Source organism: Shimia sp. Alg240-R146, assembly GCF_947331465.1.
GTDB lineage: Bacteria > Pseudomonadota > Alphaproteobacteria > Rhodobacterales > Rhodobacteraceae > Shimia.
Map to the genome: position 1 here is coordinate 1,209,691 of NZ_CAMZOK010000002.1, position 17,903 is coordinate 1,227,593.

At 58.6% G+C, this 17,903-nt stretch carries 20 protein-coding genes; 15 read left to right on the plus strand and 5 right to left on the minus strand.

Going from position 1 to position 17,903, the window contains the following annotated elements; all coding sequences use genetic code 11:
- The first annotated feature begins 14 nt into the window (after positions 1 to 14).
- The 3 genes from PG871_RS15085 to PG871_RS15095 all read left to right on the plus strand — a co-directional run bounded on the left by PG871_RS15085 (position 15) and on the right by PG871_RS15095 (position 2,264).
- Complete coding sequence (locus PG871_RS15085; protein ID WP_270730695.1) at positions 15 to 881, plus strand: alpha/beta fold hydrolase; 867 nt, start codon at positions 15 to 17, stop codon at positions 879 to 881.
- Positions 882 to 942: 61 nt separating this feature from the next.
- Positions 943 to 1,368, plus strand: coding sequence for a cupin domain-containing protein (locus PG871_RS15090; RefSeq protein ID WP_270730696.1), 426 nt, complete (start codon positions 943 to 945; stop codon positions 1,366 to 1,368).
- Positions 1,365 to 2,264, plus strand: a complete 900-nt coding sequence (locus PG871_RS15095) for a fatty acid desaturase (RefSeq protein ID WP_270730698.1) — start codon at positions 1,365 to 1,367, stop codon at positions 2,262 to 2,264. Before PG871_RS15090 ends, PG871_RS15095 begins: the two co-directional genes overlap by 4 nt.
- 10 nt (positions 2,265 to 2,274) lie before the next feature.
- Here PG871_RS15095 and PG871_RS15100 read toward each other — a convergent pair whose 3' ends face one another.
- Complete coding sequence (locus PG871_RS15100) at positions 2,275 to 3,384, minus strand: anhydro-N-acetylmuramic acid kinase (protein ID WP_270730700.1); 1,110 nt, start codon at positions 3,382 to 3,384, stop codon at positions 2,275 to 2,277.
- Between the two features lie 63 nt (positions 3,385 to 3,447).
- On the opposite strand from PG871_RS15100, the gene tyrS reads away from it, so the two are divergent.
- The 3 genes from tyrS (at position 3,448) to PG871_RS15115 (ending at position 6,342) form a co-directional block, all read left to right on the plus strand.
- Positions 3,448 to 4,701 carry a tyrosine--tRNA ligase gene (gene tyrS, locus PG871_RS15105; RefSeq protein ID WP_270730703.1) on the plus strand — a complete coding sequence of 418 codons (1,254 nt, stop codon included), beginning with the start codon at positions 3,448 to 3,450 and terminating at the stop codon, positions 4,699 to 4,701.
- 192 nt (positions 4,702 to 4,893) lie between these two features.
- Positions 4,894 to 5,649, plus strand: coding sequence for an SDR family NAD(P)-dependent oxidoreductase (locus tag PG871_RS15110; protein WP_270730705.1), 756 nt, complete (start codon positions 4,894 to 4,896; stop codon positions 5,647 to 5,649).
- An 87-nt stretch (positions 5,650 to 5,736) separates the two neighbouring features.
- On the plus strand, positions 5,737 to 6,342 hold the full coding sequence (locus PG871_RS15115) for a hypothetical protein (RefSeq protein WP_270730706.1): 606 nt from the start codon (positions 5,737 to 5,739) through the stop codon (positions 6,340 to 6,342).
- A gap of 87 nt (positions 6,343 to 6,429) precedes the next feature.
- On the opposite strand, the gene coaD is transcribed toward PG871_RS15115, so the two are convergent.
- The 3 genes from coaD to PG871_RS15130 all read right to left on the minus strand — a co-directional run bounded on the left by coaD (position 6,430) and on the right by PG871_RS15130 (position 8,451).
- Complete coding sequence (coaD, locus tag PG871_RS15120) at positions 6,430 to 6,927, minus strand: pantetheine-phosphate adenylyltransferase (RefSeq protein WP_270730707.1); 498 nt, start codon at positions 6,925 to 6,927, stop codon at positions 6,430 to 6,432.
- 115 nt (positions 6,928 to 7,042) lie between these two features.
- The gene (locus PG871_RS15125; protein ID WP_270730708.1) at positions 7,043 to 7,477 is read right to left on the minus strand and encodes a CBS domain-containing protein; all 435 of its coding nucleotides are present in this window, start codon (positions 7,475 to 7,477) and stop codon (positions 7,043 to 7,045) included.
- Between the two features lie 65 nt (positions 7,478 to 7,542).
- Complete coding sequence (locus tag PG871_RS15130; protein WP_270730710.1) at positions 7,543 to 8,451, minus strand: LysR family transcriptional regulator; 909 nt, start codon at positions 8,449 to 8,451, stop codon at positions 7,543 to 7,545.
- A 102-nt stretch (positions 8,452 to 8,553) separates the two neighbouring features.
- Between PG871_RS15130 and PG871_RS15135 the strand changes: the two genes are divergently transcribed.
- The 8 genes from PG871_RS15135 to PG871_RS15170 all read left to right on the plus strand — a co-directional run bounded on the left by PG871_RS15135 (position 8,554) and on the right by PG871_RS15170 (position 16,443).
- Positions 8,554 to 10,053, plus strand: a complete 1,500-nt coding sequence (locus PG871_RS15135; protein WP_270730711.1) for a CoA-acylating methylmalonate-semialdehyde dehydrogenase — start codon at positions 8,554 to 8,556, stop codon at positions 10,051 to 10,053.
- An 80-nt stretch (positions 10,054 to 10,133) separates the two neighbouring features.
- Positions 10,134 to 10,553: a hypothetical protein gene (locus tag PG871_RS15140; protein ID WP_270730713.1), complete on the plus strand. Its 420-nt coding sequence runs from the start codon at positions 10,134 to 10,136 to the stop codon at positions 10,551 to 10,553.
- 126 nt (positions 10,554 to 10,679) lie between these two features.
- Positions 10,680 to 12,533 carry a GGDEF domain-containing protein gene (locus PG871_RS15145; protein WP_270730714.1) on the plus strand — a complete coding sequence of 618 codons (1,854 nt, stop codon included), beginning with the start codon at positions 10,680 to 10,682 and terminating at the stop codon, positions 12,531 to 12,533.
- Positions 12,534 to 12,709: 176 nt separating this feature from the next.
- Positions 12,710 to 13,849, plus strand: coding sequence for an acyl-CoA dehydrogenase family protein (locus PG871_RS15150; protein WP_270730716.1), 1,140 nt, complete (start codon positions 12,710 to 12,712; stop codon positions 13,847 to 13,849).
- Positions 13,850 to 13,936: 87 nt separating this feature from the next.
- Positions 13,937 to 14,977 (plus strand): enoyl-CoA hydratase/isomerase family protein, encoded by a 1,041-nt coding sequence (locus tag PG871_RS15155; RefSeq protein ID WP_270730717.1) that lies wholly within the window; start codon positions 13,937 to 13,939, stop codon positions 14,975 to 14,977.
- A gap of 4 nt (positions 14,978 to 14,981) precedes the next feature.
- Complete coding sequence (gene mmsB / locus PG871_RS15160; RefSeq protein WP_270730719.1) at positions 14,982 to 15,854, plus strand: 3-hydroxyisobutyrate dehydrogenase; 873 nt, start codon at positions 14,982 to 14,984, stop codon at positions 15,852 to 15,854.
- Between the two features lie 4 nt (positions 15,855 to 15,858).
- Positions 15,859 to 16,185 (plus strand): hypothetical protein, encoded by a 327-nt coding sequence (locus PG871_RS15165; protein ID WP_270730721.1) that lies wholly within the window; start codon positions 15,859 to 15,861, stop codon positions 16,183 to 16,185.
- Between the two features lie 63 nt (positions 16,186 to 16,248).
- Positions 16,249 to 16,443: a YgaP family membrane protein gene (locus PG871_RS15170; protein ID WP_270730722.1), complete on the plus strand. Its 195-nt coding sequence runs from the start codon at positions 16,249 to 16,251 to the stop codon at positions 16,441 to 16,443.
- On the opposite strand, the gene PG871_RS15175 is transcribed toward PG871_RS15170, so the two are convergent.
- Complete coding sequence (locus PG871_RS15175; RefSeq protein WP_270730723.1) at positions 16,444 to 17,208, minus strand: helix-turn-helix transcriptional regulator; 765 nt, start codon at positions 17,206 to 17,208, stop codon at positions 16,444 to 16,446. It abuts the gene before it with no gap.
- A gap of 122 nt (positions 17,209 to 17,330) precedes the next feature.
- Here PG871_RS15175 and PG871_RS15180 point away from each other — a divergent pair, with 122 nt between their 5' ends.
- The gene (locus tag PG871_RS15180; RefSeq protein WP_270730724.1) at positions 17,331 to 17,762 is read left to right on the plus strand and encodes an excinuclease ABC subunit A; all 432 of its coding nucleotides are present in this window, start codon (positions 17,331 to 17,333) and stop codon (positions 17,760 to 17,762) included.
- Positions 17,763 to 17,903: the final 141 nt, after the last annotated feature.

Consider the following 17,903-nt stretch of genomic DNA (forward strand, 5'->3'; position numbering starts at 1 on the left):
GATAGCGTTGCGCCATGAATATGGACTGGCATCACACACAGATCACCGGCGGCACGGCCGCGGCTTGGCACAGCAACACCGACGGACCCAAAGTGGTGTTCCACCACGCAACCGCTCTTGGGCCGCGTTGCTATCTGCCGTTCATCACAGACGTCGCCCAAAATGTTCATGTGCAGGCTTTGGCCATGCGCCCGCTGTGGCAGAACGCACCGCCGCCGAACCGCAAGCGCGGCTGGGATCAGTTCGCCGACGACATGATCGCGTGGATTGAGGCCACACAGGATGCACCGGTGCTTGCTGTCGGGCACTCTATCGGCGCCGCGACCACCGCCATGGCCGCCGTGAAACGCCCTGACCTATTCAAGGGTCTGGTGCTGATTGAACCCTCAGGCGTGACCAAACGCATACATCTCATGCTCAAAATGGTGCCCTACCGCTTGCGCCAGACCACCGGCCCGGCTGCCGAAGTGCTGCGCGGCCCTACGCGCTGGTCAAATCAAGAAGCTGCCTATGCCGACTATCGCGCCTCTCGTGCCTATCGGCGTTTTGATGACGCGACCCTGACCCAGCTTGTCGAGGCGCTCACCGTGGCCGACGAAGGCTCAGATGGTGTGAAACTGGAATATCCTCGCGAATGGGAGGCCCACCTATATGCCACCCCGCCGCACATTCTTCCGACTCTCAAACGTATCGCGGTTCCGACCCAGATCATCACCGGAAAGCCGTCGCTGTTTATGGACCCCGCCATTGCCAAAGCGCTACAGACCGCGCGTCCTGACATGGGCTACACCCAGTTGCCCGACTTCGGGCACCTGCTGCCGCTTGAGGCCCCTGCCATAGTCGGTCAGGCCACACGTGACGCGCTTAACAAATTGACCTGAGAAACCGCTTGCCCATAAGCGTGGCATTTGCCCCAATGGGGCAAACTCTCAGGACGCCGTTATGACCGCAGATCAGATCATCGCCCAACTCAACCTCGCCCCTCATCCAGAGGGAGGCCATTATCGCCAGACATGGATCGCCGACGCCCCCGATGGCACCCGCCCCGCTGGCACCGCGATCTATTTCCTGCTCAAAGGCGGTGAGGCTTCGCACTGGCACCGCGTTGATGCCGCCGAAATTTGGCATTTCTACGCGGGCGCTCCGCTGATCCTGTCGCTTGCTGACACCGATCAAGGGCCCGCCACGGATCACACGCTTGGCCCGGATCTAAACAGCGGCCAATTCCCACAACTGATTGTGCCGGAAAACCATTGGCAAGCTGCGCGTTCCACCGGCGAGTGGACCCTGGTCGGATGCACAGTGTCACCCGCGTTCCAATTTGAAGGCTTCACGCTTGCCGCTCCCGGTTTCGACATCCCGCGATGACCGCACCGTTGGACCACAAGCAAGCGCTGGCACAGCTTGCGCCGGACCACCGCGCCGCATTGCAATCCCGCTCCGATGCCAAAGGCCTGCGCCATCTTGCGCTCTATCTTGGCGCCTTGCTTTTCTGTGCGCTGTGGGTTGGCCTGCGCTTTCCCTATTGGCCACTGATGCTGTTGCCGCTTGGCATACTTTGGGCGTTTTTGTTCACGCTCAGCCATGAATGCACGCACGACACACCATTTGCCACACGCTGGCTTAACCGCTTGATCGGCCATGCCTGCGCCCTGCCCTTGCTGCTTCCGTTCACTTGGTTTCGGTCCTTTCACATGGCTCATCACAAGTTCACCAATGACCCTGAAAACGACCCTGAACTCGCCGACGGCCCGCGACCCGAGACGTGGCGCGCCTACCTCATTTATCTCTCCGGTTGGGGCTATTGGCGTGGCATGGCCTCGGGGCTTGTGCAAAACGCCTTTGGCCCACTCGCCGCCACCTACCTGCCACTCCGTCAGCACGCGAAAGTCCGGATGGAGGCCCGCATTCTGCTCATGCTCTACGCACTCGTTTTTCTCAGCTTGCTGGTCTCACCGCTGGCTTTTTGGGTTTGGATTTTGCCCAGCCTCATCGGCCAGCCTTTCCTGCGCGCTTATCTGCTTGCCGAACACGGCCACTGCCCACCGGTCGCCAACATGCTGGAAAACTCCCGCACCACTTTCACCAACCGGGTGGTACGATTTCTGGCGTGGAACATGCCCTATCACGCGGAACATCACGCATTCCCCAACGTGCCCTTCCATCATCTTCCAGACCTTCACCAAGCGCTCAAACCGCACCTTCAAAGTACGTCAGACGGATACACCGACTTCCACCGCATGTATCAAACCGACCTTCACTAACTTTTGCGCGTTACCCTTCAGGCTCACTCACCGTGCCACCGCCAACCAGTGCCATGACACCGGTCGTCGCCGGACAACTTGTTGGCAACCCGCGCGCAACACGCACCGCCAAATAGGCAAAGGCCTGCGCCTCCAGCATATCTCCGTCCAGCCCGACGTCCTCAACCGGCACCACCGGACAATCCAGAGACACCTGCAACATCTCCATCAAAACGGGATTGTGCCGACCACCACCGGTCACCAACACGCGGCTCGGCGGCGTCGGGCAATGCGCCATGCCCTGTGCCACGCTGGCCGCGCACATCGCCGTCATCGTGGCCGCCGCGTCTTCATCTGACAATTCCCGAACCAAATCCATCATCTCTGGAAAATCGTTACGATCCAATGATTTAGGTGGCATACGTGAGAAATACGCCTCCTGCAAAAACAGCTCCAACGCGCCGGTCGCAACAGTCCCATCGGCGGCCACCCTGCCGCCCTCATCAAAATTCATCCCTCGCCGCGCCCGCAACAGATCGTTTAGCGGCGCATTGGCTGGCCCCGTATCAAACGCCAACAACGCACCGACCTCTTCAGGCCCCGATTTGGACGGATCAACCCACGTTAAATTGCCAACGCCGCCCAAATTCAAAAACGCCACGGGCTCCGTTGCGCCAAACCACTTGGCGCAGGCAAAATGGAAAAACGGCGCCAAAGGCGCGCCCTCACCGCCCAACTCGACATCCGCTGTGCGGAAATCCCAAACCACAGGCACGCCGAGCACCTCTGCAAGCGCTTGCCCGTCACCCACCTGACAAGTGCCACGTCCCTGCGGCTCATGCGCCAGTGTCTGGCCATGAAACCCCACCAGCTCCGCGCCTTCAAACGCGCCAAGCGTCTCAACGTGTGCGGCCTCTACAACCTTGGCCGCCGCCTCAGCCTCTGGTCCCGACCAATGGCCCAACGCGGCCTCAAGAACCTGCTGCTCGTCGCGTGAATAGGCCCGATAATGGCTGGCGCCAAAGTGATGAATCACAACGCCGTCGGTCTCGACAATCGCCGCATCCACCCCATCAAGAGATGTGCCCGACATCGCCCCCAGCGCCCGCAGCCATTTTTCGCCGCCATTGGCCTTCATCATGGCCTTTTCCTTCTGCTCATCCCCGCCTATACACAGGTTCACTGACAATACGGGATCGACACCATGACCTACCAGCCCAAATCGGAATTTCTGACCGTGATGCTTGAGCGCGGCTTTGTGGCCGATTGCACGGACTATGAGGCGCTCGACAATGCGCTGCTGAACGGTGTGGTTCCGGGCTATATCGGCTTTGATGCCACGGCCAAATCGCTGCACGTCGGCTCGCTGATCCAGATCATGATGCTGCGCTGGTTGCAGAAAACCGGCCACAAACCAATCACCCTGATGGGCGGCGGCACCACCAAAGTGGGCGACCCGTCTTTTCGCGCCGACGAACGCCCTCTGCTAACTGACGCACAGATCGACGACAACATCGCGGGTATCAAGCAAGTCTTTGCCAAATACCTCGACTACGGTGACGGCCAGTCCGATGCCCTGATGCTGAACAACGCCGAATGGCTGGACGATCTGAACTACCTGACATTTCTGCGCGATATCGGCCGGCACTTCTCGGTGAATCGCATGCTCAGCTTTGAAAGCGTGAAATCGCGCATCGACCGCGAGCAATCTCTGTCGTTCCTCGAATTCAACTACATGATCCTGCAGGCCTACGATTTCCTTGAATTGAACCGCCGCTACGGCTGCATGGTGCAATTTGGCGGCTCCGATCAGTGGGGCAATATCGTCAACGGCATCGACTTGACCCGTCGCGTCGATGACGGTCAGGTCTTTGGCCTAACCTCGCACCTGCTGACCACTTCTGACGGCAAAAAAATGGGCAAAACGGCGGACGGCGCGATCTGGCTGAACGCGGAAATGCGCTCGACCTACGAATTCTGGCAGTTCTGGCGCAACACCACTGACGCCGACGTCGGCCGTTTCCTCAAGCTTTACACCGAAATGCCGGTGGATGAATGCGACCGCCTCGGCGCGTTGGAAGGCAGCGAAATCAACGCCGCCAAAATCATTCTCGCCAACGCAATTACAACGCTTTGCCACGGTGCCGACGCGGCTGCCGCAGCCGAAGCCACCGCCCGCGAAGTCTTTGAAAAAGGCGGCATTGGCGATGACCTTCCTACAGTGACCCTGACGGCCGCGGACCTCGGCGATGGCATCTCCATCGTGCAGCTGATCGTGAAAACCGGTCTTGCCAAATCCGGCAAGGACGCCAAACGCCTGATCAAGGAAAACGGCGCCAAACTGGACGACGCGCCGCTGACCGATGCTGGCCTGATGATTGACGCCGCCGCCCTGGCATCGCCGATCAAACTCAGCGCCGGCAAAAAACGCCACGCGCTGGTGCAGCTCGACCAATAAGCGCCAACAACACCCCAACATCACAAGGCTCGCCCAACTGGCGGGCCTTTTTTGCATTTTCCTCTTGCCCAACATATCCTGGGGGAGTCGCAGTGCGCTGCGACGGAGGCTGGCCCCCGTATCCCCTAGACACACACCTCCGCTTCAGGTTATTTGAACACGCGTTCATTTACCCACCGGAGGAGCCCGCCCATGAAACTCGACCAAACCTGCGCCGTGATCACAGGCGGCGCGTCCGGCCTCGGCGAAGCCACCGCTCGCCATTTTGCCGCCAACGGCGCCAAAGTCGCGTTGTTTGACCTCAACGAGGAGCGCGGCACAGCGGTCGCAGCCGAACTCGGCGGCACCTTCCACAAAACCGACGTCACGGATGAGGCCAGCGTTGCCACCGCTATCGCTGCAGCCCACGACGCCATGGGCTGCATCACCGCCGCCGTGAACTGCGCTGGCATCGCGCCTGCGGCCACCACCATCGGCAAAAATGGCCCGCACCCGCTGCACACGTTCCAGAAAACCATCGACATCAACCTTATTGGATCTTTCAACGTCGCGCGCCTTGCAGCCGAGGTGATCGCACAAAACGATCCCGAATCTGACGGCGCGCGCGGTGTGATCATCAACACCGCCTCGATTGCCGCCATGGACGGCCAACGTGGTCAGGCGGCCTATGCCGCGTCCAAAGGCGGTATTGTCGGTTTGTCTCTGCCCATGGCGCGCGATCTGGCCCGCTCAGGCATCCGCGTAATGGCCATCGCGCCGGGTATTTTCCTGACACCGATGCTGCAAGGCTTGCCGCAAGAGGTGCAGGATCAGTTGGCCGCAGACGTGACCAACCCCAAGCGTCTTGGCGATCCGTCTGAATACGCCAGTCTGGCAGGCTTCATAGTTGAAAACGGCTATCTCAACGGCGAAGTCATCCGCATCGACGGCGCCCTGCGCATGCAGTAACGCAAAATCTCCAAGGTGCGCGGCCTTCGCGCACCTTCGCACTGCGACGGCATTCCATGCTACGCTCCCTGCCAAAGGAGACCCCGCATGCCCCGTCAGAATCGTGTCCAACCCACCGGCGAGATCATCGCAACACCCACCCGTGGCGGGTTTCTTGGCAATCGCGGCGTCTTGCATGACGACACAGCACATGCACACGGCCAATTGACCCATCGGCGGTGGCGTCACAAAGCGTGGGTCTGCTGCGTGCTCGACTTCAAGAACCGCCGCCGCAAGCTGATGACTCCCAACCGCTACACCGAACTCTTCTTTTTTGACGAAGCCGTTGCCCTTGCCGCAGGTCACCGACCCTGCGCCGAATGCAGACGCGCGGACTACACAGCGTTTTTAGCGGCCGCAGGTCACAGCGGAAAAGTCGCGGACTTTGACAAAGGCCTGCACAGCGCCCGCGCCATTCCCCGCCTTTTTGGTCAACGTCGACACACCGCAGAGGCCAACACACTGCCCGACGGCAGCTTTATCCTCACAGGTTCAAAGCCCGCGCTTCTCTGGCAAGATGCCCTGCACCCGTTCACGCCCACTGGATATGCCAGCCCAATTGCCAAGCCTTCCGGCGGCGTCACAGTCCTGACGCCAGAGCCGACCCTCGCTGCAATAAACGCAGGCTACATACCCTCGGTCCGCTTGCCCTGAAGCAACACCGACCAACAACAGATGTCGTACCACACAAAAAAGCGGCCCGCGGGCCGCCCTTTTTCTCTGGTCGTTTCGTGTGACGTGTCAAACCTTGCCCAACCGCTCCAGCAACGCCGAATTCACCGCAGGTGTCACGAACTTGGACACGTCGCCGTTCAATCGGGCGATCTCCTTCACCAGCTTGGACGCAATCGCCTGATGCTTCAGGTCTGCCATCAAAAACACAGTTTCAATCGAACTGTCCAACGCACGGTTCATGCCAACCATCTGATATTCATATTCAAAATCGGTCACAGCCCGCAAACCACGTACGATGATCTGCGCGCCGACTTCCTTGGCACAATCAATCAGCAGATTCTCAAACGGATGCGCCACGATCTCGGTGCCGGTCTCCTTTGACAGCTTGGCGCATTCACCCTCGATCATGGCCACACGCTCCTCAAGCGTGAAAAGTGGTCCCTTATCGCGGTTGATCGCAACACCGATCACCAGCCGGTCGACCAAAACGGCCGCCCTGCGAATAATATCTACATGCCCAAGTGTGATTGGGTCAAAAGTGCCCGGATAAAGTGCCGTGCGCATGCGTGCCTCCCATTGGTCCTGCCGGCACGCAACATTATTGCGCGCCCATTTGCAAGCGCCTCAATGCCGCATAGGTATTTCTGCGGGATTTCGGACGCAACGGCACATCGCGGGGTCAATGCCCCATAATCATGCCTTCCAATGCATTCTTTTCCATCGCCAGTTCGCTGAGCCGCGCCTTAACGGTGTCGCCCAACGAAATCAGTCCGACCAGCTTGCCATCCGCCATCACCGGCATGTGACGAAACCGCCCCTCGGTCATCTTCTCAAGAACACCCACTGCGTCATCGTCAGGCCCACAGGTCACAACATCTGCCGTCATGTAGTCGTCAATAGAATGCGACAGACACCCTGCCCCGCGTTTGCCCAATTCGCGTACGATATCCCGCTCAGACAAAATTCCGTTCGGGGTTTCACCGTCTTGCGAAACGATCACGGTGCCGATGCGCTTCTCCGCCAACAATTTTGCGGCCTCCGACACCAGCGTCCCGGGTTTGACCGTAAAGACGCCTTCGGACCCTTTGGACTTCAAAATCTGGTGTACGAGCATGGACTTAACCTCCGGTTCTAGAAAAATTCCCTTAGGTCAACCGTCGCCCCAAAGCGCACGATTTGTCAAGTTTGCGCTTCAAGCCGCGCAACTTCCTTGCGCACTCCTTCACACAACGCCTCTGAAAATCGGTTCATCCGCTCCAAACGTCGATCGTCCGCGTGCCGGATCAGGTAAAAACTGCGTGTCAGCGACACCTGATCCTGCAAGATTTTGACCATGCCCTTGGTCGAAGGAAGAGCGAAATCATGCACAATCCCAACGCCCGCGCCGCGCCGCACCCAATTGAACTGAACGCTGGCCGAGTTGGACGCCAGACGCACGCGCTCCACACCGGTTTCGTTCAAATAGTCCAATTCCTTGTCAAAAATCATGTCGGGGATATAGCCAATCACCATGTGATGACGCAGATCCTCCGGCGTCTTGATCTCAGGGTGTTGGCGCAGATACCAGCGCGCTGCAGCCAGATGCAGTTTGTAATCCGCTATCTTCTGCACCGTCAGGCGACCGGCTGTGGGCGCGCTCACCGCCACCACCAGATCCGCTTCCCGCCGCGACAGGCTAACCACGCGCGGCAGCGCCACGATCTGGATGTCCAGATCCGGATTGTCTTCGGCAATCTTGGCGCAAACCTGCGGCAACAGATAATTCGCTGCGCCGTCCGGCGCGCCAATGCGAATTTGCCCCGAAATGCCAGTGGTTTGCCCAACCATGTCTTCAGCCGCCTCTTCCAGCGATTGCTCCACGCGCAGGGCATGCGCCATCAACCGTTGCCCCGCATCCGTCAGCGCGTACCCAATCGGCGATTTTACAAAAAGCGGCGTCTCATATGCCGTTTCCAATCGCGCGACACGCCGTCCGACCGTTGCCGGATCGACATTCAACCGCCGTCCTGCCGCCGAAAGGCTTTCCTCCCGCGCCACCGCGAGAAACACCCGCAAGTCATCCCATTGTGCTGCTGATTGCGCCGCCATGTGACTACCCTCCGCATTTTTGCAAAGCTGTTTTGAATAGTTGCCGCTTTTCAAGGGATTTTTGCAAGCCTATTCTGTGCGCAAACTGAAATGGAGGATGCCATGCAAGAGTTGACCCACTACATCGACGGCGAACACGTCAAAGGCACGTCGGGCCGTTTTGCCGACGTCATGAACCCGGCAACGGGCGAAGTTCAGGCCAAAGTGCCACTGGCCAACAAGGCCGAAATGGACATCGCTGTTGCTGCCGCCGCAAGCGCACAGCCGGCTTGGGCCGCCGTGAACCCACAGCGCCGCGCCCGCGTTCTGATGAAGTTTGTGGACCTATTGAACCGCGACATGGACAAAATCGCCGAAGCGTTGAGCCGCGAACACGGCAAAACCTTCCCGGACGCCAAAGGCGACATCCAGCGTGGACTGGAAGTGGCGGAATACTGCATTGCCGCGCCCCAGATGCTCAAAGGCGAATACACGGACGCTGCCGGCCCCGGTATCGACATCTATTCCATGCGCCAAGCACTTGGTGTGACCGCCGGCATCACGCCGTTCAACTTCCCGGCCATGATCCCGATGTGGATGTTTGCGCCCGCAATTGCCTGTGGCAACGCCTTTATCCTCAAGCCGTCCGAGCGTGACCCTTCTGTGCCACTGATGCTGGCCGAGCTGCTCGAAGAAGCCGGTCTGCCCAAAGGCATCATTCAGGTTGTGAACGGCGACAAAGAAGCCGTTGATGCGATCCTATATGACGACACCATCCAGTCGGTTGGCTTTGTTGGTTCGACACCGATCGCCGAATACATCTACGGCACGGGTTGTGCCCAGGGTAAACGCGTTCAGTGTTTCGGTGGCGCCAAGAACCACATGATCATCATGCCCGACGCTGACCTAGACCAAGCGGCTGACGCTTTGGTTGGTGCTGGCTACGGCGCTGCGGGCGAACGCTGCATGGCGATCTCCGTAGCTGTCCCCGTTGGCGAGGAAACCGCAGACAAGCTGCGCGACAAACTGATCCCACGCATCGAAAAGCTCAAAATCGCGCCTTATACTGCGGGCGACGATGTGGACTACGGCCCTGTTGTGACCTCAGCTGCCAAAGAAAACATCCTGCGCCTGGTGCAAACCGGTGTCGATCAGGGCGCTGACCTTGTGGTGGATGGCCGCGACTTCAGCCTGCAAGGCTATGAGGACGGTTTCTTTGTAGGCCCACACCTTTTTGACAACGTCACCAAAGACATGGACATCTACAAAACCGAAATTTTCGGTCCTGTTCTGTCGATGGTGCGCGCGCAAAACTACGAAGAAGCGCTCGGTCTGGCGATGGATCACGAGTACGGCAACGGCACCGCGATCTTCACCCGTGATGGTGACACCGCGCGTGACTTTGCCAACCGCATCAACATCGGCATGGTCGGTGTGAACGTGCCGATCCCTGTGCCGCTGGCCTATCACACCTTCGGCGGCTGGAAGAAATCCGTGTTTGGCGATTTGAACCAGCACGGCCCGGATGCGTTCAAATTCTACACCCGCACCAAAACCATCACATCGCGCTGGCCTTCAGGCATCAAAGAAGGCGGAGAATTCCACTTCAAGCAAATGGATTGATCCAAATTCACCTTTGTGATTGTCTACTAAAAGGGGCGGCCCATCCGCCCCTTTTTTACGTTCACTAGTCAGGTTTCCCCATGCCCGTGTCCTTTCGCATCCAGAAATCCAATGGCCTCGTTTATGTGCAATATTCCGGTCATATCGAGATGCAGGACACGCGGGACATCTTTGCCCGCTATCTTCAGCATCCGGATTACGCCCCCGGACAGAAACATCTGGTCGATTTCTCTCAGATTACCGGCTGGGATGCCGACTATTTGGAACTGATGGCGATGCAGGCGGAAAAAGCCGCGGCCTTTTTGGGTCATGCCTCGCAGACCTTGATTGTGTACTACGCCCCAAACGAGCTTGGCCGTTCCATTGCGCAACTCGCGGTCAATTCATGGGAACCTTTTCCGTCCGTCGTGCCGATGGTTCAGGACACACGTGAGGCCGCCTTGTCAATTCTCGGCCTGGACAACACCGAGATCTCGCGATTCCTCGACCAAACTGCGTAACCAGGTCCTTGCTGGCCTGCGCAAAAAACCGCTCAACACAGTTTAACTGATCGCACGCCCTTAAAGTCGCGTTAACCATTCCGGTGCAAAACATCGATCAATCAAAAACATCCGAGGCAATGGTCCATGCTGCAGCTCATGCGCAGTGTTCATTTCACGTTTATCTTCTGTATTTCGGCCGCGTTCATCGCAGCCGCGCCTGTGGCAGCGCCTGCACAACAACCGGAATTTGACCTCCGCCACATCGACTTTCGCGACGATGGCACTGCGACCCTGTCGGGGGACTGGTTCTTTTCCCACGGCGCTCTCATGTCGCCCGCACAAGCCCACGCGTCCTATATGGACAACTCGATGTCTAAAGTCGCCGTTCCAAACAGTTGGGCTGCACACCTTCCCACAAATGCAGAAAACCCGCATCACGCCGGCTATGGCAGCTACGTGGCCCGTGTCCGGCTCCCAGAAGGCGTCGGAGCCAAGCTCATGCTTGATGTTTTGCGCATTTCGGACGCCTATGAAATCTACTGGATCCCGTTAAACGCTCCTGAAAGGGCGTGGCGCGTTGCGGCCGAGGGCACCATGACGGGGCCTTTGATGGCCAGCCATGGTCACAAAGGCCACTCGTTGGCGATGGCCGAAGACGGGCTTATGCTGATCAACGTGCGCGGAGGCCTCACCAGCGACAATGGAATCATCCAGCAACTTCGCTTGTTTCACGGCACGCAATTTCAGGCGCTTGTTCAGACCGAGCGGCTGATCATCGGCGCATTGATCGGCATCGTTTTGATCGTCGGCTCTGTCAACCTGTCTCTGTTTGTCTTCCACCGCAAAGACATCGCGACCCTGGTCTTAACCCTCGCCGCAGTCACCCTCCTCGTCAGGATGATCCTTCTGAGCGACATGATCGAGACGCTCTTCGGACTTGAATGGCGCACCTTCCGATTACGCCTTGAATATGCCAATTCTCTTTTCCTGTTTTGGACCGCCATGATGCTCAATCAGGCGCTGCTTTGGCAACAAATCCGCAACTGGCGCATTATAGTCGGCCACGGCGTGATAAGTGTGCTTGGCATCCTTTTGTGCGTCTTCGCCCCATTGCCACTTGTCACCCAAATGTGGATCGGCGCCGAAGTCTTTGCCGTTGCAACATCGGCAGCCATTTTGATCAGCTGCGGCACCGCCGCGATACACAGAACTCCGAATGCCATGTTCTTTTTCGCATGCTGGAGCGCGGTGGCCGCAACTGCTGCATTTGATGCTATGACAACCAGCTACTTCATACACGTCCTTCAAACGCTCCACATCGCGTTTGTACTTGGCATTACTGCTGGCACCGTTCAGGTCGGGCGCCGCGTGATCATGGCCATCAACCGCGCCGAATTCCTCGAGGAAGAGCGTGCGCTCCTGCAGAAATTGCACCAAGACGCCGTCGACACAGCCCGCCGTGATCACCTGACGGGACTGTTGAACCGGCAAGCTTTTGACGACGAACTGGCGCATGCATGGCTGCAACATGAAAAAGACGACAGTCACCTGTCATTGATCCTGTTTGACATTGACCGCTTCAAGGCCATCAACGACACCCACGGACATCCGGTTGGTGACAAAGTGTTGCGCTCGGTCGCGGACCTTCTCAGCAACACCCGTATGCGCAAATCCGACCGCGTCTGCCGTTACGGCGGCGAAGAATTTGCCATCATCCTGCCCGACACTTCCGGCGAGGACGCGTTCAAAGTCGCCGAGCGCATCCGAAAGTCAATCGCGGGTCATGTCACTGGCTGTGCTGACGACCTGACCCTGATTGTGACCTGCTCGTTTGGCGTTGCGACCGCCAACGCCAACCAGCCTGACGATCCGTCCCAATTGCTGGAACAGGCCGACGCCGCGCTTTATCGCGCCAAAGCCAATGGCCGCAATCGCACGGAACGCCACGAAATGCCAAACGCCGTGGCCGTCACCACAGACGCTGCACAATCTGCCTGACCCGCATCGTGTTCCAGCGATGGTCCCTGCATTTATGCAACGCCATTTTGCGTATTTTGCCACAGCATCCGCCTTTGCAACAGTTGCGCAAGAATGCTAATTTAACACACGTTCAATTCACGCGGCGCCCCACCGGTGCGCACCGCAACCGCATGGCAACCTAGGGAGAGTGGCTGATGGATTTTGCACTGAGCGAAGAGCAAACCCTGATTTTCGATATGGCAAAAGGGTTTGGCGAAGACCACATCGCCCCCCACGCCCAGAAATGGGAAGCCGAAGGCTCCATCCCCAAAGAGCTCTGGCCACAGATCGCCGAACTCGGCCTTGGCGGCATTTACGTCTCCGAGGAATACGGCGGCTCCGGTCTGTCGCGCCTTGACGCCACGCTGGTGTTTGAGGCCCTCGCGATGTCCTGCCCCTCGGTTGGTTCTTTCCTGTCGATCCACAACATGTGCGGCGGCATGATCGACAAATTCGGCTCCGAGGACACCAAACAAAAATGGCTGCCGGATCTCTGCAGCATGTCCAAGGTGTTCTCCTACTGCCTGACCGAACCCGGTTCCGGCTCCGACGCCTCCGCGCTCAAAACCCGTGCCGAACGCACCAATGAAGGCTATGTGCTTAATGGCACCAAAGCGTTCATTTCCGGCGGCTCCTATTCGGATGCCTATGTCTGCATGGTTCGCACCGGCGAGGACGGCCCCAAAGGCATCTCGACCGTTGTTGTCGAAGACGGCGCAGACGGGCTGTCGTTTGGCGCGTTGGAAAAGAAAATGGGTTGGCTCAGCCAACCGACGTCACAGGTGCAGTTTGACGATTGCAACGTGCCCGCTGACAACCTGATCGGCGACGAAGGCAAAGGTTTCAGCTATGCCATGGCCGGACTTGACGGTGGCCGCCTGAACATCTCCGCCGGTGCCCTTGGTGGTGCGCAAAAAGCGCTGGATTTGACCGTACAATACATGTCCGAGCGCAAAGCTTTCGGCAAATCGATCAACCAATTTCAGGCCCTGCAGTTCCGCCTCGCGGAGTATGAAACCAAACTGCAAGCCGCCCGCACCTTCCTGCGCCAAGCCGCGTGGAAACTCGACAACGGCGCGCATGATGCGTCCAAATTCTGCGCCATGGCCAAGCTGATGGTCACCGATGTGTCCTTTGATGTCGCCAACGGCTGCCTGCAATTGCACGGTGGCTACGGCTATCTGGCGGACTACGGCATCGAGAAAATCGTGCGCGACTTGCGTGTGCACCAAATCCTCGAAGGCACCAATGAAATCATGCGCCTGATCATCTCCCGCCAGATGATTGCAGCCTAAAAGGGCACGCTCCGTCCCTCCCATCGAGGATGGGCCGGAGCGGTCTGGACTTCGCCAGACGGACAGCAAACACCGGAGCGCAATGACGTGACAGACATCGACATCCGCAAGGTCGGCCAAACCGGCCGCATCACATTTACCCGTCCCAAGGCGCTCAATGCCATGTCCTATGACATGTGCATCGCCATCGAGAACGCGCTGGACACATGGCGCGACGACGACAGCGTCAAGATGGTCGTGATCGACGCCGAAGGGGACAAAGCTTTTTGCGCCGGTGGCGACATTGCCGAACTTTACGATACCGGCACCAAGGGCGACTTTGCGTTTGGCCAGACATTCTGGGCCGACGAATACCGTATGAACGCCAAAATGTTTGAGTTCCCCAAGCCGGTGGCCAGCTTCATGCAAGGCTTTACCATGGGTGGCGGCGTAGGTGTGGGCTGCCACGCCTCGCACCGCATCGTGGGCGAAAGCAGCCAGATCGCCATGCCCGAATGCGGCATCGGCCTTGTGCCGGATGTGGGCGGCTCCTTGATTCTTGCCCGCGCACCGGGCCGCTTGGGCGAATACCTCGGCCTGACCGCTGCGCGGCTGAATGCGGCTGACGCCATCTATGCCGGATTTGCCGACTACCACATCCCCGAGGATCAATGGCCCGCCCTGATCGCCCAACTCGAAGAGACCGGCAATTGGGACCTGATTGATGCGGCGGCAACGCAGCCCGAAGACGCCCCCCTCGCCGCCTTACAAGCCGAGATCGACGCAAACTTTGGCGGTGAAACCCTCAACGATGTTGTCAACGCACTGACCTTTGCGAAGACCGACTTTGCCGCAGGCGCTATGAAAAAGTTGTCGCGCAATTCGCCAATCGCCATGGGCGCGGCGCTGGAAATCATCCACCGCGTCCGCACCCGCGACGACATCCGCTTTGCGCTGGATCAGGAATACCGCTTCACCTTCCGCGCCATGCAGCATGGTGATTTTCTGGAAGGCATCCGCGCACAAATCATCGACAAAGACCGCAATCCACAGTGGAAATACACGCTTGAGGCCTTGCCAGCAGGCGTGGTCACCAAGATGGTGCTGCCACTTGGGGCGGACAAACTGACGTTTGAAAAGGGAGAGTAGAGCCATGAAAATCGGATTTATCGGACTGGGCAACATGGGCGGCCCGATGGCTGCCAATCTGGCCAAAGCAGGCCACGACGTCACGGGCTTTGACATGGCAGACGTATCCATCGAAGGCGTCGCCATGGCCGACAGCGGCGCGGGCGCTGCAACCGGCGCAGACGTGGTCATCACCATGCTGCCCAACGGCCAGATTCTGCGCGCTGTGGCGGATGAAATCATCCCAGCAATGACAGCAGGCGCCGCTTTTGTAGATTGCTCCACCGTGGACGTAGACAGCGCCCGCACTGTGGCGGACCAAGCCACCCAAGCCAGCCTTTTGCCGGTGGACGCGCCGGTCTCCGGCGGCATCGGCGGCGCCGCTGGCGGCACGCTGACATTCATGGCGGGCGGATCAGCCGATGCCTTTGCCAAGGCCGACCCGCTGTTTGACATCATGGGCCAAAAGGCGGTGCATTGCGGTGACGCAGGCGCAGGTCAAGCCGCCAAGATCTGCAACAATATGATCCTCGGCGTCACTATGATTGCCACCTGCGAGGCCTTCTCGCTCGCGGATAAACTGGGCCTGGACCGCCAGAAAATGTTTGACGTTGTGTCGACCTCCTCAGGCTACAGCTGGACCATGAACGCTTACTGCCCCGCGCCTGGCGTTGGCCCACAGTCGCCGGCCGACAACGACTATCAACCCGGCTTTGCCTCCGAACTGATGCTCAAGGACCTGCGCCTGTCGCAGCAAGCTGCAGACAGCGCCGACGCCGACACTCCAATGGGCCAAGTCGCAACCGCGCTTTATGAGCAGTTTGTCGAAAACGAAAACGGCCTTGGCACCGACTTCTCCGCCATGCTGCCGCGCTTTGAAAAACGCGGTCGTGGATAGAACGATGAGCGATGCGCCAAAGTCATGGAAGATTGTCGACGGCAAACTTCCCGACGATTTGCGCCAAGATTTGCACGACCGAACCGACGCGCACGAAAAGTGGCGCGCCGGTCTTCCCAGTACGCTTGAGCCTCCATGGAAAGTTTTTGACTATCCAGTCGGCAGTATGGGTTGGCGCATGGGCGGCGGCGACGATTACATGACTCTGTTCGTGCCTTGGTTCAAAGCTCTTCCTGATCACACAACGCGGGACTACATCAACGCCAACCCGCCGCCCGACGACGGGTGGAGACATTGGATAGACAATTTGATTGAACCGCACACTTCTTGACCCAAATCAAATCACATTCTGAATCTAATATGTATATTTCCTTCATTCCATTGGAGGGAAACCATGTTCACCAAAAACGTCGGCACCGTCGACAAAATCCTGCGCATCACCATTGGCGTGGTGCTGATCCTTGGCGCCCTTTTGGGCTATGGCAATTGGATGTGGATCGGGGTCGTTCCGCTGGCCACCGCCCTGCTCGGCACCTGCCCGCTTTACACGGTTCTCGGCATTGGGACTTGCCCGCTGGACCGCAAGTAGTCAGGCCATCATTTCAAGCGCAATGCGGGTCTCTTCATCTGCCGGGAACATCATCTCGATGCGCAACTCCGACAGCGCGATGTCCTCGGCTGATCCAAACTGGCTGATCGTTGAAAACAGGGTCAGCCGCATCCCGCCCAGCACATAGGTTGCGGGAATGACCGCTGGCCGGATGCCGTCAACTGTGGCACCTGCGCCGCCCAAAATCCCCTCAAATCCGGAAATTGCGGCCTCCAACACGTTGTCATGTCCGAAATGCGCTGCCTCAACCCGAAGCCGCGCCAACATATGGCGCGCCACCTCGTCGTAATTCTCCAAAGCCTGCCGCATCACTGGATTATCGATCATCATATCCAGCAAACTGTCACCCACCTTGGCCCCCAACCCCGCCAACAATGTCGTGCAACTCCGGTTGGCGGACACCAGCCGCCAATGCCGGTCAATCGCCATCGCTGGATACGGATCATGCCGCGCCAATGTCCAGTCCACAGCCGCCCGCATCGGCGCCATGTCTTCCTCCGACAAATCCCGCTCAGCATAGGCCGGGCTCAGGCCCGCCGCGGTCAGCATCCTGTTTCGCTGTGCCATCGGCACGTCCAACTCGTCACACAACCGCAGCACCATGCCCCGGCTGGGCCGCGACCGGCCGGTTTCAAGAAACGAGATGTGGCGCGAACTGACACCCGCCGACAGCCCTAGATCAAGCTGGCTGATCCGCCGCGCACTGCGCCATTCTTTCAACGCAGCTCCAAAGTCCAATCCCATCACAAGTCCTCCTGCATCCATTCTACCCGCGTCTGAGCAGCCGTGCACTTACCTTCAAGGTAATTGTTTTGCCTACCCGCATTGGCGCAATTTCGGCGCATCACACCAAAAGGAGCTTTGTAATGAATCATGACCGCGCCACCGCTTGCCTCAAGTTTGCCAGCCTTTTCTCCGCCTTCATCGGCCTTTTGATGGTTGCCGCGCTGCTTGGTGCGCAGCCTGTCATGGCCCTGTTTCTCGACCTTACCCACCTGCCGCTGGACGGCAGACAAACCTTCTCCAGCGACAGCGAACTGGTGCTGGGCGCCATCAGCGGTGGCTTATTGTTTGGCTTCGGAGTGATGGCCCATCAGGTCACAACTGGAGTTTATGCAACCAACCCCGATATCGGCGGGCGCATTCTAATGCGCGGTATTGTCAGCTGGTTCATTGTTGACAGTTTCGGGTCAATCCTCGCCGGCGCGTGGTTCAATGTGGTGCTCAACCTTGGCTTTCTCGCGCTCTTCATTGTGCCACTGTTAGCGGCCCGACCCTCTTTCCGCGCAGCCTCATAACCCATTAACAACAAACACTTAGACAACAACCGCACGGCCAACCGGGCCGTGCGCCTCTTTCTGCCTGCCGCTCCGAGGTCTGCAACATCTCGCCTCAAATATTGGTTAATCTTTCCTTAACCCTGCCCCGAAGCCGCCACG